Source organism: Streptomyces triticisoli, from assembly GCF_003270085.1.
Lineage (GTDB): Bacteria > Actinomycetota > Actinomycetes > Streptomycetales > Streptomycetaceae > Streptomyces > Streptomyces triticisoli.
Window position 1 is genome coordinate 18,885 of the sequence record NZ_QFDQ01000058.1, and the last position, 13,240, is coordinate 32,124.

The 13,240-nt window shown below is 72.0% G+C and carries 10 protein-coding genes and 1 pseudogene; 4 read left to right on the top strand and 7 right to left on the bottom strand.

Features of this window, described 5'->3' with window-relative positions; all coding sequences use genetic code 11:
* Window positions 1-44: 44 nt before the first annotated feature.
* Both treY and glgX read right to left on the bottom strand, forming a co-directional pair.
* Window positions 45-2,453 carry a malto-oligosyltrehalose synthase gene (gene treY, locus DEP02_RS10485; protein WP_112467066.1) on the bottom strand — a complete coding sequence of 803 codons (2,409 nt, stop codon included), beginning with the start codon at window positions 2,451-2,453 and terminating at the stop codon, window positions 45-47.
* A 102-nt stretch (window positions 2,454-2,555) separates the two neighbouring features.
* Window positions 2,556-4,679 (bottom strand): glycogen debranching protein GlgX, encoded by a 2,124-nt coding sequence (gene glgX, locus DEP02_RS10490; RefSeq protein WP_112467067.1) that lies wholly within the window; start codon window positions 4,677-4,679, stop codon window positions 2,556-2,558.
* 350 nt (window positions 4,680-5,029) lie between these two features.
* On the opposite strand from glgX, the gene DEP02_RS10495 reads away from it, so the two are divergent.
* Together DEP02_RS10495 and DEP02_RS10505 are read left to right on the top strand one after the other, a co-directional pair.
* Window positions 5,030-6,268 carry a DUF5919 domain-containing protein gene (locus DEP02_RS10495; RefSeq protein ID WP_112467068.1) on the top strand — a complete coding sequence of 413 codons (1,239 nt, stop codon included), beginning with the start codon at window positions 5,030-5,032 and terminating at the stop codon, window positions 6,266-6,268.
* A 203-nt stretch (window positions 6,269-6,471) separates the two neighbouring features.
* Complete coding sequence (locus tag DEP02_RS10505; RefSeq protein WP_112467069.1) at window positions 6,472-7,185, top strand: 3'-5' exonuclease; 714 nt, start codon at window positions 6,472-6,474, stop codon at window positions 7,183-7,185.
* On the opposite strand, the gene DEP02_RS10510 is transcribed toward DEP02_RS10505, so the two are convergent.
* Window positions 7,166-7,903 (bottom strand): LbetaH domain-containing protein, encoded by a 738-nt coding sequence (locus DEP02_RS10510; protein WP_112467070.1) that lies wholly within the window; start codon window positions 7,901-7,903, stop codon window positions 7,166-7,168. The genes DEP02_RS10505 and DEP02_RS10510 overlap by 20 nt on opposite strands.
* An 86-nt stretch (window positions 7,904-7,989) precedes the next feature.
* On the opposite strand from DEP02_RS10510, the gene DEP02_RS10515 reads away from it, so the two are divergent.
* Window positions 7,990-8,865 carry a glycosyltransferase family 2 protein gene (locus tag DEP02_RS10515; protein ID WP_112467071.1) on the top strand — a complete coding sequence of 292 codons (876 nt, stop codon included), beginning with the start codon at window positions 7,990-7,992 and terminating at the stop codon, window positions 8,863-8,865.
* A gap of 87 nt (window positions 8,866-8,952) precedes the next feature.
* Here DEP02_RS10515 and DEP02_RS10520 read toward each other — a convergent pair whose 3' ends face one another.
* Window positions 8,953-9,816, bottom strand: coding sequence for a phosphotransferase enzyme family protein (locus tag DEP02_RS10520; RefSeq protein WP_112467072.1), 864 nt, complete (start codon window positions 9,814-9,816; stop codon window positions 8,953-8,955).
* 359 nt (window positions 9,817-10,175) lie between these two features.
* Between DEP02_RS10520 and erm the strand changes: the two genes are divergently transcribed.
* A complete protein-coding gene (gene erm, locus DEP02_RS10525; RefSeq protein WP_112467073.1) occupies window positions 10,176-10,955 on the top strand; it encodes an ErmE/ErmH/ErmO/ErmR family 23S rRNA (adenine(2058)-N(6))-methyltransferase in 780 nt (259 codons plus the stop codon).
* Window positions 10,956-11,104: 149 nt separating this feature from the next.
* Here the strand turns inward: erm and DEP02_RS10530 are convergent, their stop codons facing one another.
* The 3 genes and pseudogenes from DEP02_RS10530 to DEP02_RS10540 all read right to left on the bottom strand — a co-directional run.
* Window positions 11,105-12,592 (bottom strand): benzaldehyde dehydrogenase, encoded by a 1,488-nt coding sequence (locus tag DEP02_RS10530; RefSeq protein ID WP_112467074.1) that lies wholly within the window; start codon window positions 12,590-12,592, stop codon window positions 11,105-11,107.
* On the bottom strand, window positions 12,592-12,846 hold the full coding sequence (locus DEP02_RS33355; RefSeq protein WP_157977411.1) for a hypothetical protein: 255 nt from the start codon (window positions 12,844-12,846) through the stop codon (window positions 12,592-12,594). Before DEP02_RS33355 ends, DEP02_RS10530 begins: the two co-directional genes overlap by 1 nt.
* A 101-nt stretch (window positions 12,847-12,947) precedes the next feature.
* Window positions 12,948-13,220, bottom strand: a pseudogene (locus DEP02_RS10540) (hypothetical protein); the annotation flags it as partial.
* Between the last annotated feature and the right edge of the window lie 20 nt (window positions 13,221-13,240).

Consider the following 13,240-nt stretch of genomic DNA (forward strand, 5'->3'; position numbering starts at 1 on the left):
GCCCTGCTTGGCATTTCGCAGTACCCCACGGACTGTCCGGCCTGTCAAGCGATCCGCTCCAGCAGCACCACCGGAAGCCGCTGGAAGAGCTGCTCCACGCGCGCGTGCCCCTCGAACTCCCGCCCCGGCGTCACCACATCCGCCCACCGGCCCGGCGGCAGGGGCAGCCGGGTGTCGCGCCAGCCGCCCGCCTCCGCCAGCCGCAGCGACAGCCGGGTCACGGCGGTGACCACCTCTCCGGAGCGGACGAACGCCGCACAGTGGTCCGCCGCCGGCCCCTCGGCGGGCAGCGGGGCGTACGTCGCCGTCTCCCCGAAGACCTCCGGCCGACGCGCCCGCAGCCGCAGCGCCGCCACCGTCACCGCCCCCTTCTCGCCGGGATCGGCGGGAGGGAACCGCACCGGCCGCCGGTTGTCCGGATCCACCAGCGCCCGGTACTCGCCCTCGGTGCCCTGGTAGACGTCCGGCACGCCCGGCATCGTCAGCTGCACCAGGGCCGTACCCAGGACATTCGCCCGGATGTGCGGCTCCAGCGCGCTCCGGAGGGCGGCCACCCGCTCGGCCGGCGCCCCGCACGGCCCCTCGGTGACGAAGCGCTCCACCGCCTCCTCGTAGGGCGGCTCCTGCTCCGTCCAGCTGGTGTGGAGACCCGCCTCGCGCACATGCTTCAGCAGAGCCCGCCGCACCCGCTCGCCGTACCGTTCCCGATCCTCTCCCCGCTCTCCTTCCCCATCCCGCTCGCCCTCCGCCGGACCGAGGCCGAACACCGTCTGCCAGGCCGCCCACGCCAGTTGCGCGTCCGGCGCCCCCTCCCCGCTCCCCCTGCCGGAGACCTCGGCCAGTACCTCCCCCCACCGCTCCGGGCATTCGGTCAGCACCGCCAGCGCCGCCCGCACGTCGGCGCTGCGCTTGGTGTCGTGCGTGGAGACCACCGTCCCGGTGGCCGGCCAGTCGCGCTGCACGCGCGCGCAGTACGCGTGGAAGTCCTCCGGGGACACCGCCGGGTGCCCCGGGTCGCCGCCGACCTCGTTGGCCGACAGCAGCGGCACGTACCGGTAGTACGCGGTGTCCTCCACGGACTTGGCGCGCAGCGCGGAGGCGGCCTGCGCGAACCGGGTCCGCAGCTCCACGGCGTCGGGCCCCGCACCGGCCCGCCCGGTCACCAGGTCCCGTACGACGTCGACGGCCTCGCCCTCCTCCGGCACCGTGAACGCGAGCCGGGCCTCCTCGGCGGCCTCCTCGGTGACCACCGAGGCCGCGTCCACGGAGGCGTACGGCCGGTAGACCCTCAGACGGACCAGCAGCTCCTGCAGCGCGGTGCGCAGCGCCCAGGGGGCGCGGTCGCGCAGCGCCGGGTCCGGCGAGGTGGCGCACACCCGGTTCGCCACCCGGGTCAGCCGCTCCGTCTCGGCGGCCAGCTCATGGGTGATCACCTGGTACGCCGCCCGCCGTACCGTCGCCTCCCAGTCGCCGCCGCGGTCGGTCTGCGGGGCGGCGGACCGCCGGTAATGGCCGAGCAGTCCGTCCGCCCCCACCGGGTCGGTGAACAGACCGTCGACGTGCCGCAGGGCGTCGTAGCCGGTGGTGCCGGCGACCGGCCAGGCCGCCGGAAGGTGCTCGCCGTCGGAGAGGATCTTCTCCACGACCGTCCAGCACCCGCCCGTCGCCTCGTGCAATTGTTCGAGGTAGCGGTCCGGGTCGGCGAGCCCGTCGGGGTGGTCGACGCGCAGCCCGTCGATCACGTCCTCGCGCAGCAGTTGCAGGATCTTGGCGTGGGTCGCCTCGAACACCTCCGGGTCCTCCACCCGCACCCCGATCAGCTCGGAGATGCTGAAGAAGCGCCGGTAGTTCAGCTCCGTACGGGCCAGCCGCCACCACACCGGCCGGTACCACTGCGCGTCCAGCAGCTCCGGCAGGGGCAGCTTCCCGGTGCCCTCGCGCAGCGGGAAGGCGTGGTCGTGGTAGCGCAGGACGTCGCCGTCCGCCTTCAGCTCGCCGGTCTCCTTGCCGACCGGCCCGCCGAGCACCGGCAGCAGCACCTTGCCGCCCTGGGCCTCCCAGTCGATGTCGAACCAGCGCGCGTACGGTGACGCCGGCCCCTCCCGCAGCACCTCCCACAGGGCGCGGTTGTGCCGCGGCGCCATGGCCATGTGGTTGGGCACGATGTCCACGACCAGGCCGAGCCCGTGCTCCCGCGCGGTGCGCGACAGCGCCCGCAGACCCTCCTCGCCGCCGAGCTCGTCACGCACGCGCGCGTGGTCCACGACGTCGTAGCCGTGCGGGGAGCCCGGCACGGACTGAAGGACGGGGGACAGGTGCAGGTGCGAGACGCCGAGCGAGGCCAGGTACGGCACGGCCCGCGCGGCGGCCGCGAACGGGAACTCGGGCTGGAGCTGGAGCCGGTAGGTGGCCGTGGGCACGGGGCGGGCGGGTGCGGAGCGCTCGGAGGTCATGGGGAGCTACGTACCCGCCCGGCCGCCTTTCGTGCCATCCGTCCGCCCTGTGCCCGGGGCCCCACCCGGGCGGGTGCCCCCTCCCGTCCGTCCGGGTGAGTCCTACGCCGGCCGCTGGAGCACGGTCAGGCTGCGGTCCTTCAGCGTCAGCCGGTCCCCGGCCCGCACCTTCGGGCCGGTGCCGGGCGGGACCGGGTCCGTGCGGGCCGTGTCGACCACCACCTGCCACTGCCGCCCGTGATCGACCGGCACGACGAAGTCGAGCGGCTTCGGCGCGGCGTTGAACATCAGCAGGAAGGAGTCGTCGGTGATCCGCTCCCCGCGCGTGCCGGGCTCCGAGATCGCGTTGCCGTTGAGGAAGACGGTCAGCGCGGAGGCCCGCGCCGAGTCCCAGTCCTGCTGGGTCATCTCCCGGCCCTCGGGGGTGAACCAGGCGATGTCGGACAGCTCGTCGTGGGTGCCCTCCACCGGCCGCCCGTGGAAGAAGCGGCGCCGGCGCAGCACCGGGTGGTCCCGGCGCAGTGCCGCCATCGCCCGTACGAAGGCCGGCAGCCCGCCGCCCGGCTCCGGCTCGCCGGGCTCCGGCCAGCGCACCCAGGCGAGCTCGTTGTCCTGGCAGTAGGCGTTGTTGTTGCCCCGCTGGGTGCGGGCGAACTCGTCGCCGTGGCTGATCATGGGCACGCCCTGGGAGAGCAGCAGCGTCGCGACGAAGTTGCGCATCTGCCGGGCCCGCAGCGTGAGCACGCCGGGGTCGTCGGTCTCGCCCTCCACCCCGCAGTTCCAGGACCGGTTGTGGCTCTCGCCGTCCCGGTTGTCCTCGCCGTTGGCCTCGTTGTGCTTGTCGTTGTACGACACCAGGTCGTGCAGGGTGAAGCCGTCGTGGCAGGTGACGAAGTTGACCGAGGCCAGCGGGCGGCGGCCGTCGTACTGGTAGAGGTCGGAGGAGCCGGTCAGCCGGGAGGCGAACTCCGCGAGCGCCCGAGGCTCGCCCCGCCACAGGTCCCGGACGGTGTCGCGGTACTTGCCGTTCCACTCGGTCCACAGCGGCGGGAAGTTCCCCACCTGGTAGCCGCCCTCGCCCAGGTCCCAGGGCTCGGCGATCAGCTTCACCTGGGAGACCACCGGGTCCTGCTGCACCAGGTCGAAGAACGAGGACAGCCGGTCCACCTCGTGGAACTGCCTGGCCAGGGTCGCCGCCAGGTCGAAGCGGAAGCCGTCGACGTGCATCTCGGTGACCCAGTACCTCAGCGAGTCCATGATCAGCTGGAGCACGTGCGGGGACCGCATGAGCAGGGAGTTCCCGGTGCCCGTGGTGTCCATGTAGTAGCGCGGGTCGTCGGTGAGCCGGTAGTAGCTGGGGTTGTCGATGCCCTTGAAGGACAGTGTCGGACCCAGGTGGTTGCCCTCGGCGGTGTGGTTGTAGACGACGTCGAGGATGACCTCGATCCCGGCCTCGTGCAGCGCGCGGACCGCCGACTTGAACTCCAGCACCTGCTGGCCGCGGTCGCCCCAGGAGGCGTAGGCGTTGTGCGGGGCGAAGAAGCCGATCGTGTTGTAGCCCCAGTAGTTGTTCAGGCCCAGGTCCACCAGACGGTGATCGTTCACGAACTGGTGTACGGGCATCAGCTCCAGCGCGGTGACACCCAGCTCGGTCAGGTGTTCGATGATGGCCGGGTGGGCGAGCGCCGCGTAGGTGCCGCGCAGCTCCTCGGGCAGCCCCGGGTGGAGCATGGTGAGGCCCTTGACGTGGGCCTCGTAGATCACCGTCTCGTGGTAGCCGCGCCGGGGCGGCCGGTCGTCGCCCCAGTCGAAGTACGGGTTCACCACGACCGAGGTCATGGTGTGCGGCGCCGAGTCCAGGTCGTTGCGCCGTCCGGGGTCGTCGAAGCGGTAGCCGTACACCTCCTCCCCCCACCGGATCGAGCCACTGATCGCACGTGCGTACGGGTCGAGCAGCAGTTTCGCGGAGTTGCAGAGCAGCCCGCGCTCCGGGGCGTACGGGCCGTGCACCCGGAACCCGTACCGCTGCCCCGGCATGACGCCGGGCACGTACGCGTGCCGGACGAACGCGTCGCTCTCCCGCAGCTCCACCGCCGTCTCGGAGCCGTCGTCGTGCAGCAGACACAGCTCTACTCGGTCCGCGGCCTCCGTGAAGACCGCGAAATTGGTGCCGGCGCCGTCGTACGTGGCACCGAGTGGATACGCCTCTCCAGGCCAGACCTGCATGGATACGACTCTTTCAGGTGTGCGGCGCCGCTGGTGCCCCCTTGGCCCCGAGTCTCCCCGAAAGTGAGACACCCACCTGTGAACCGGCTCGCTCCTGCGGGTGGGGCATTCGGGTACTCCCGTGACCCATGGGGAAAGGGGGAAGATCTACGCACAGAAGTGCGACGCCCGTCAATGCCCCGGCTATGAATCCGCTCACTCCGTCGGCTCCAGCCGGTCAGAACAGGCGCACACAGTGCGGAAGTTGGGAAAGGAGCTGTCCATCCGGCTGCACCGCGCGCCGCTCCCGGAGTACCCTTCCTTGATCGTTGGGACGGGGAGTGCCCGGGGGAGTGGAAGGCGGTGCGCGGGTGGGCTCGGGAGGCCTGGAGCTGCCCCCTGGTGACGGAGGTCACGAAGGGGACTCCACAGACGTCCCGCCCGGCGCGGTGTCCCTGGCCCGGCCGATGGGCGCGGGTGCCATCGGGCCGGAGCTGGACTGGGACGCCGACGCCTGGCGCGAGGTGCGTACGCGCGCCCAGCGGGCCGGCCGGGCCTACATATGGCTGAACCTCGTCGAGCAGCGGCTGCGCGCCGTCGTGGCCGCCGTCCTGCGGCCCGTCTACGAACCCGTCCACGGCGACGACTGGGTGGTGGCCGCGGCCGGACCGGCCGGCCAGGAGTGGGTGCAGCGGGCCGTCGCGGTCCGCGAAGTCAGCCGCCGCAAGGGCTACTTGCTCGACCCGGCCGACGACAACGTGATCAGCTTCCTCACCCTGCCGCAGATGCGCGAGCTGATGGTGCAGCACTGGCCGTGCTTCGAGCCGTACATCGACGAGCGCAGGGACGTCGAACTCGCCCTGGACGAACTGGAGGTGACCCGCAACGTCGTCTCCCGCAACCGGGCCCTGTCCGAGGCCGTCCTGGCCCAGGCCGAGCGCGCCTCCGCACGGCTGCTGGAGATCCTCGGCACGGGCGGCGACGTGCCCTCCGCGCGGCGGCTGCCGGTGGACGCGGTGGAGGACCTGGTCGGCGACCGGTACGCGGACGTGGTCGCGGTGCATCCGGACCGGGTGCGGCTGCTGCGCCAGTTCCCGGCCGAGGACATCTTCGGCGGCGCCCGCCGCCTGGACGCCATCGGCATCGGGCTGAACCTGCTCGTGCAGAACTTCTCCGGCCGCCGCCTGGTCCGGCTCGCCGAGTCCGGCTCCCGGGTGCGGCTGCTGTTCCTCAACCCGGCCTCCAGCGCGGTGAAACGACGCGAGCGCGAACTCGGGCTCAAACGCGGCGAGCTGAGCCGCTCGGTGGAGATGAACATCCTGCACATGCGCCGGGTGCGCTCCCGGCTGCGCGACCCGGGCGCCTTCGAGATCCAGGTCTACGACGAGACGCCCCGCGTCACCGCCTACCTGGTGGACGGCGACGGCTCCGACGGCGTCGCGGTCGTGCAGTCCTATCTGCGGCGCAGCCGGGGCATGGAGGCGCCGGTGTTCGTCCTGCGCAACGGCACCAAGGTGGTCAAGTCGGGCGAGGTCGACGAAGGCGGCCTCTTCTCCGCCTATCGCGAGGAGTTCGAGTTGATGTGGGCGGATTCGCGCCCGGTGTCCTGAAACGCCCTTGACCCTCGGGCGGAAAGCGGAAGGTGCTCCTCGGATTGTCAGTGGCCCGTGCGATCGTGGAGACCACTGGGGGAAAGCACCACCGAGGAGGGGGCCACCATGGACCGGCACCGGAAGCCGCCGACCGGCTTCGACCTGGAGACGACCGGAACGGATCCGCGCGAGGCGCGCATCGTCACGGGGGCCGTGAACGGATGAGCTGGATCAGCGGGCCGCTGACGGCCTTCGACCTGGAGACCACCGGGACCGATGTCGAGACCGACCGGATCGTCACCGCGGCGGTGGTGACGGTTGATCCGAGCGAGCGACTTCCCGAAGTCCGTACCTGGCTGCTCGATCCAGGAGTGACCATCCCCGAGGAGGCCGCGGCGATCCACGGCATCTCCACGGAACACGCCCGCCTCCACGGGGAACCGGCCGCTTCCGCGATCGAAGAGATCACGTCTGCGGTCGGCGAGGCGCTGGACTCGGGCACCCCGCTGGTGGTGATGAACGCGCGGTACGACCTCTCGCTGCTCGACCGCGAGTGTCGCCGGCATGGGGTAGAACCGCTGGTCGAGCGGTTGTGCGGACGGGTGTCGCCCGTCATCGACCCCTTGGTCCTGGACAAGCATGTGGATCGCTACAGAAAGGGGAAGCGGAACCTCCGGGCGCTCTGTGAGCACTACGGCGTACAGCTCGATGACGCGCACAACGCGGTTGCGGACGCAGTGGCCGCGGCCCGGGCCGCCCGACGCATGGGAGAGAAGCACGAGGCCATAGGGAAGCTGACGTCGAGGGACCTCCACGACCTCCAGGTTCGTGCGGCAGCCGAGCAGGCGGCATCACTGCAGAGATACCTCCAACGCACCTCGAACCCCGAGGCGATCATCGAGTCGGCCTGGCCTGTCATTCCGTACGCCCGCTGACAGACGCATCGGTCGCCGGGTTCTTCCCGCGGCGTGCGGGTCGCTGGCGGACGTGTACGTCGGAGGTGTGTGGTGCGGTGATGGCGCTGTGATCGGGGATGGTGCGTGCGGCGAGGGTGACCCCGCTGGCGATCCGGCAGTCGCGGCCGAGAGCGAGGCCGGGGCCGAGGCTGATGCTGTTGCCGGTCTGGACCCGGTCGCCGATCAGGGCGCCGAATCGCGGTGTGCCACAGCGGTAGAGGCCGCCGGGTGTGCGGAGGACGATCTCCCGTTCCGGGTTGCTCATGTGGGGGCTCCACATGCTGATGGCTGCGACGGTCAGGTTGGCGGACAGGTGTGCGTCGGCGCCGACGAGGGTGCGGTTGATCCCGATGCGGTGGCCGAGGATGGTCCGTTCACCGAGGAACGCGTGGGTGACCTCGCAGTTGAAGCCGACCGAGACGTCGGCGCACAGTACGGAGCCGGCGCGGACGGTGAAGAACTCCCACACGCGTACGCGGGGGCCGATGATCACGTCGTCGCCGATGATCGCGGTCGGGTGGATCCGCGCGGTGGGGTGGATGCGGTGCGGGAGCTGGGCCAGGGCCTGGCGGTGCCAGTCCTCCCAGAGTGTGAGGAAGTCGGCCAGCTCCGTCTTCTCCAGCTGCTCATACGGGGTGCCGACCGGCATTCCGCTGGTGGGGGCGGTGAGGTAGTCGCCGAGGCGGATGGTGGGCATGGGTGGCCTTCCGGTGTGTGGTCGGTGGTCGGCTCCGGGGCGGCTAGCATCACCGGCACCGGAGTCGAGGAACGGGGAGTTCATCCGTGCGTGACCCGCGCGTAGGCGTCGCCATCTTGACCATGGGCACGCGGCCCGCCGAGCTGGCCGACCTCCTTGCGTCGGTCGCGGGGCAGGACACGCCCGCCGCGCGGGTGGTGGTCGTCGGCAACGGTGCGCCGCTGCCGCCCCTGCCCGAGGGGGTCACCGGTGTCGAACTGCCGGAGAACCGGGGGATCTCCGGCGGCCGGAACGCCGCCCTGGCCCGGCTGCGGGAGTTCGGGGACGTCGATGTGGTGGTGGACCTGGACGACGACGGCCTGCTGATCAGTTCGGACGTCTTCACCCGGCTTGCGGAGCTGTACGCGGCGGACGAGCGGCTGGGCGTCGTCGGCTTCCGTATCGCCGACGAGCGAGGCCGCACCCAGCGCCGTCACGTCCCGCGCCTGCGCGCATCGGATCCGATGCGGGGCGGGTTGGTGACGACGTTCCTGGGCGGCGGGCACGGGCTGTCCATGCGGATGCTGGACCGGATCGGCGGCTGGCCCGAGACGTTCTTCTACGCGCACGAGGAGACCGACCTGGCCTGGCGGGCGCTGGACGCGGGCTGGAAGGTGCTCTACGAGCCGGAGCTGGTGCTCCAACATCCATGGACGTCGCCGACCCGGCACGCGGTCTTCCACCGCATGGTCGCCCGTAACCGGGTCTGGCTCGCCAAACGGCACCTTCCCGCCCTTCTCGTCCCCGTCTACCTGGGCGTCTGGACCGCGGCGACCGTGGCCCGCACACGATCGGCGGCGGGGCTGCGGGCCTGGTTCGGCGGGTTCGCCGAGGGGCTGCGCACCTCGTGCCCACCCCGTCGGCCGATGCGGTGGTCCACGGTGTGGCGGATGACCCGACTGGGCCGGCCGCCGGTCATCTGATCAGGCGGCGGCTTCGGAAGCGGCCCGCAGCCACGCGGGGGATCGCCTCGGGGGCCTTTTCAGCCAGTCCGCGTAGCGGGCCGTCTCTCAGAAGGGATACCAGCGCACCGTCGGGTCCCCGTTCCGCAGGGACGCCACCCGGCGTTTGAACTCGGTCAGCGCCTTGGGGTTGTCCTGGGCGTGCTGGGCGACCCAGGCGCAGCTGGCCGTCTCACGGGCGCCGCGCAGCACGGGGCAGCCCTCCCACTCCCGTACGTCCCAGCCGTAGGTCCCGGTGAAGGAGTCGTACGTCTCGGCGGGCAGGCCGTAGCGGTCCCGGGACAGGGCCATGACCACCAGGTCGTGCTCGCGCAGGTCGGTGGAGAAGGTCTCCAGGTCGACCAGGACGGGCCCGTCCGGACCGACGTGCACGTTGCGCGGCAGCGCGTCGCCGTGGATCGGGCCCGGCGGCAGATGGGGGGTGAGCGCGGCGGCGGCCGCCGCGAAGCCGTCGCGGCGCTCGCGCAGGAACGCCGCGTCGGCCGGATCGACGGCGTCCCCCGCGAGCCGCAGCCAGCGCTCGACACCGCCCAGCAGCTCGCGCGGCGGCAGCTCGAAGCCGGGGGCGGGCAGGGCGTGGACGAGCCGCAGCAGCTCGGCCAGATCCCGCGGCTCGGCGGGCCGCACCGACTCGGGCAGCCGCTGCCACACGGTCACCGGATGAGCCTCGACGAGCACCGCCTCGGCCTCGGCGGCCCGCACCGCGGGCACCCCCGCCTCGGCCAGCCACACCGCGATCCGCAACTCCCGCCGCGCCCGCTCCAGCAGCTCGGCGTCACTGCCCACCTTCACGACGAGGTCACCGGCGGCGAACACCGCGTTCTCCCCCAGGGCGAGCAGCCGCGCGTCCCGCACCGAACCGGGCAGCACCCCCGCCGCGGCCAGTACGTCCCGCGCCCGCGCCTCGTCCATCGTCCGTCTCCGTATCCATATCCGCATTCGTGTTCGAAATCCCCGATTTCCGACGGACAGTCTCGCATCCGCACAGGTCGGAGCCGGTGCCGGGCTCCGGGAAATTCATTTGTCCAAGACACCGGGAGGGACATAACGTCGTGCTCGTGGCAGCTTTCAACGCGATCATCACCTCCGGTCTCGGCCGGGGCTGCGTGTACTCCGTGCGGGTGCGACGTGGCCCTGGTGCCCTGACCGGCCCGGGGAACAGCCACACCCGCTGAGCGGCGCGTCGCGCCCCCGCTCCCCTCTCTTCTGTCTTCCGGTCAGGGCCTTCGGCTGCCCTTCTCCACTCCCACGGAAGACAAGGACCGCAGGCCATGGCCCGCCCCACGCACACTTCCCGTGCGCTCTCGCAGAACTTCCTCGCCGACCGCGCCACCGCCGAACGCCTCGCCCACCTCGCCGTCCCGAACGGACGGCACCAGCCCCTGCTGCTCGAAGTCGGCGCCGGAAAGGGCGCGTTGACCGCGACGCTCGCCCCGCGCTGCCGTGAGCTGCGCGCCTACGAGATCGATCCGCGGCTCGTGCCCGTGCTGCGTACCCGCTTCTCCGACGATCCGCACGTGCGGATCGTCGGCGGAGACTTCCTCGGCGCGCGGCCCCCTCGCACCCCGTTCTCCGTCGCCGGGAACGTGCCCTACTCCCGTACCGCGGAGATCGTCGACTGGTGCCTGCGCGCACCCGCCCTCACCGACGCCACGCTCCTCACCCAGCTCGAGTACGCCCGCAAGCGCACCGGCGACTACGGACGGTGGACGCTGCTGACCGTACGCAGCTGGCCGCGGTTCGAGTGGCGTCTGGTGGCAAGGGTCGGCCGGACCCGGTTCCGGCCCGTGCCGCGGGTCGACGCCGGGGTGATCCGCATCGAGCGCCGGCACACCCCGCTGCTCGCTCCGTCCCGGTACGACAGCTGGCGGCGGCTGGTCGAGCTGGGATTCACCGGAGTGGGCGGTTCGCTGCACGCCTCGCTGCGCCGGGCCCACCCGGGGCGCCGGGTGTCGGCCGCGTTCCGTGCCGCCCGGCTCGATCCCGGCGTTCTGGTGGGGGAGGTCCCGCCGGAGCGCTGGCTGGTGCTGCACGAGGTCCTGACCTCCTGACGGTCCCGCAGCCGTGCCTCCCGGACGGCAGCAGAGGGTCCGTCCGCTCCGGGGGGGGGGGAGGAGCCGACGGACCCTCTGCTGGGAGTTGTCGTCGAATGTCACGCCCACATCGGTCGGGCCGGGGCCGGCCGGCGGACCTGTTCCTGTCAGAGCGGGTACTGCGCGGGCTCGCCGCGGAGCGTGATCCAGCGGGTTTCGGTGAAGGCCTCGATGTTGGCCTCGGCGCCACCGTGGCGCGATCCGGTGCCCGACGCCCCGACCCCGCCGAACGGGGCGTTCGCCTCGTCGTTCACGGTCTGGTCGTTGATGTGCACGATGCCGGTCGGGATGCGCTGTGCGAGTTCCAGCCCCGCGAGCGCGTCGGCGGTCACGATGCCGAGCGAGAGGCCGTAGCCGGTGTCGGCGGCGAGGGCGACGGCTTCGTCGTCGGTCGTGTACGGGACGACCGACACGACCGGGCCGAAGACCTCCTCGCGGTAGACCATGGCGTCCTTGGGCGGAGCGGCGACCACGGTCGGGCGGTAGAAGAGGTGGTCGTAGGTGCCGCCGGCCGCGAGGGTGGCGCCTTGCTCCACCGCTTCCCGCACCCACGCGTGGATGCGGTCGCGCTGGACCTCGTCGATCACGGGCCCCATGTGCACCTGGCCGGCCGCGGGGTTGCCGACGACCATCGACTCGGCCTTCGCGGCGAGCCTGGCGACGTAGTCGTCGTAGAGCGACTCGTGCACGATGTGGCGGCCGATCGACATGCAGATCTGGCCCTGGTTGAGGTAGTTGCCCCAGGTGGCGAGGTTGACGGCCTGGTCGACGTCGGCGTCGTGGCGCACGACGAACGCCGAGTTTCCACCCAGTTCGAGGTGCGCGCGCTTGAGGTGGCGCCCGGCCAGTTCGCCGACCGCGCGGCCCGCGCGGGTGGATCCGGTGAAGGCGACGACACGGACCCGCGGGTCCTCGACGATCGCCGTGCCGACGTCCGCGCCGCCCGGCAGGAGTTGCAGCAGCCCCTTCGGCAGGCCCGCTTCCTCGAAGATCCGCACCATCGTGACGCCGCCCGTGACGGTCGTGCGCGGGTCGGGCTTCAGCAGCACGGCGTTGCCGAGCGCGAGAGCGGGCGCGACGGCACGGATGCCGAGGATGAGCGGCACGTTGAACGGCGATATCACGCCGACGACGCCGGCGGGAACACGCTGGGCGAACGACAGGCGCGGCTCCTGACTGGACAGCATCTGCCCCAGCGGGTGCGACGGGAGGGCCGCGGCCTCGTAGCACTCCGACGCGGTCACCCGCACGGCGAAATCGGCGAACGGCGGTATCGAACCCACCTCACGCACGTTCCAGCCGACGATCTCCTCGGCGTGCTGCTCCCACAGTTGGCCGGCCCGGCGCAGCACGGCGGCGCGTTGCGGGTGAGGCAGGGCCGCCCACTCCTTCTGCGCGCGCTCGGCGCTCTGTGCGGCGCGGGCGACGTCGGAGGCGTCGGCGAGGCCGACGGTCGCGAGCACGTCTCCGGTGGCCGGTTCGATCGAGTCGGCCGTCCCGCCCGCCCCCTCGACCCACTCGCCGTCGAGGTGAATCCGACCGGCGAAAGCCGCCGGGTCGAGAAGCCGATCGGTTGTCTCCAGTACTGCGGTCATCAAAAACTCCCTGCTCTCGATGTTCGCCGGTGGTGTCGGACCCGGGCTTCGACGGCCCGGAACCCGCCGGCCGACGGCCGGATCCCCTGCTTCCCCGGCGACAGGATGCCGTGGGGGTCCAGGGCGTCCTTCAGCTTCTGGTTCAGGCGGCGCTGGGCGTGGTGGCCGAAGCCGAACTGGTCGGCGATGCGGCCCATGAACCGCAGGTGTCCGCGGTACTCACCGTAGCCCTTCTGCGCGGACTCGCCGATCATCTCGCCGGGCACCTCGAACGTGCGTCCAGGTGGAGCAGGTCCATGCTCGGGCTGCCCGCGACCGCCCGGTCGGGCGGCAGGACGCCGCGGACGACGATCGCGGCGACGAGGATGCCGTAGGGAGCGCCCACCGACAACAGGACCGACAGGAAGGCGAGGACCGCCACGAAGGCGAGGACCGGGACGACGGAGCCGACGAGCCGGTCGTTGAAGCCGTGCGAGCCGGCGACCTGACCGGTGATCGGTGCCTGCGCCCCGTCGACCCTGCCCAGCGTGGCGGGCCGTACCTCGTCGCGCAGCTTCTGAAGGCTCTGGCCGGCCTTGTCCGAGTCGGAGCCGCCGACCGGAGGGACGGAGGCGAGGGCGACGTTCCGCGCCCCGGCGCCGTAAAGCG

Coding starts and splice junctions, on each gene's coding strand:
- erm (WP_112467073.1), top strand. CDS start 10,176: ATGGCCCGCCCCACGCACACTTCCCGTGCGCTCTCGCAGAACTTCCTC.
- treY (WP_112467066.1), bottom strand. CDS start 2,453: ATGACCTCCGAGCGCTCCGCACCCGCCCGCCCCGTGCCCACGGCCACC.
- DEP02_RS10505 (WP_112467069.1), top strand. CDS start 6,472: ATGAGCTGGATCAGCGGGCCGCTGACGGCCTTCGACCTGGAGACCACC.
- DEP02_RS10530 (WP_112467074.1), bottom strand. CDS start 12,592: ATGACCGCAGTACTGGAGACAACCGATCGGCTTCTCGACCCGGCGGCT.
- DEP02_RS33355 (WP_157977411.1), bottom strand. CDS start 12,846: ATGATCGGCGAGTCCGCGCAGAAGGGCTACGGTGAGTACCGCGGACAC.
- DEP02_RS10520 (WP_112467072.1), bottom strand. CDS start 9,816: ATGGACGAGGCGCGGGCGCGGGACGTACTGGCCGCGGCGGGGGTGCTG.
- glgX (WP_112467067.1), bottom strand. CDS start 4,679: ATGCAGGTCTGGCCTGGAGAGGCGTATCCACTCGGTGCCACGTACGAC.
- DEP02_RS10510 (WP_112467070.1), bottom strand. CDS start 7,903: ATGCCCACCATCCGCCTCGGCGACTACCTCACCGCCCCCACCAGCGGA.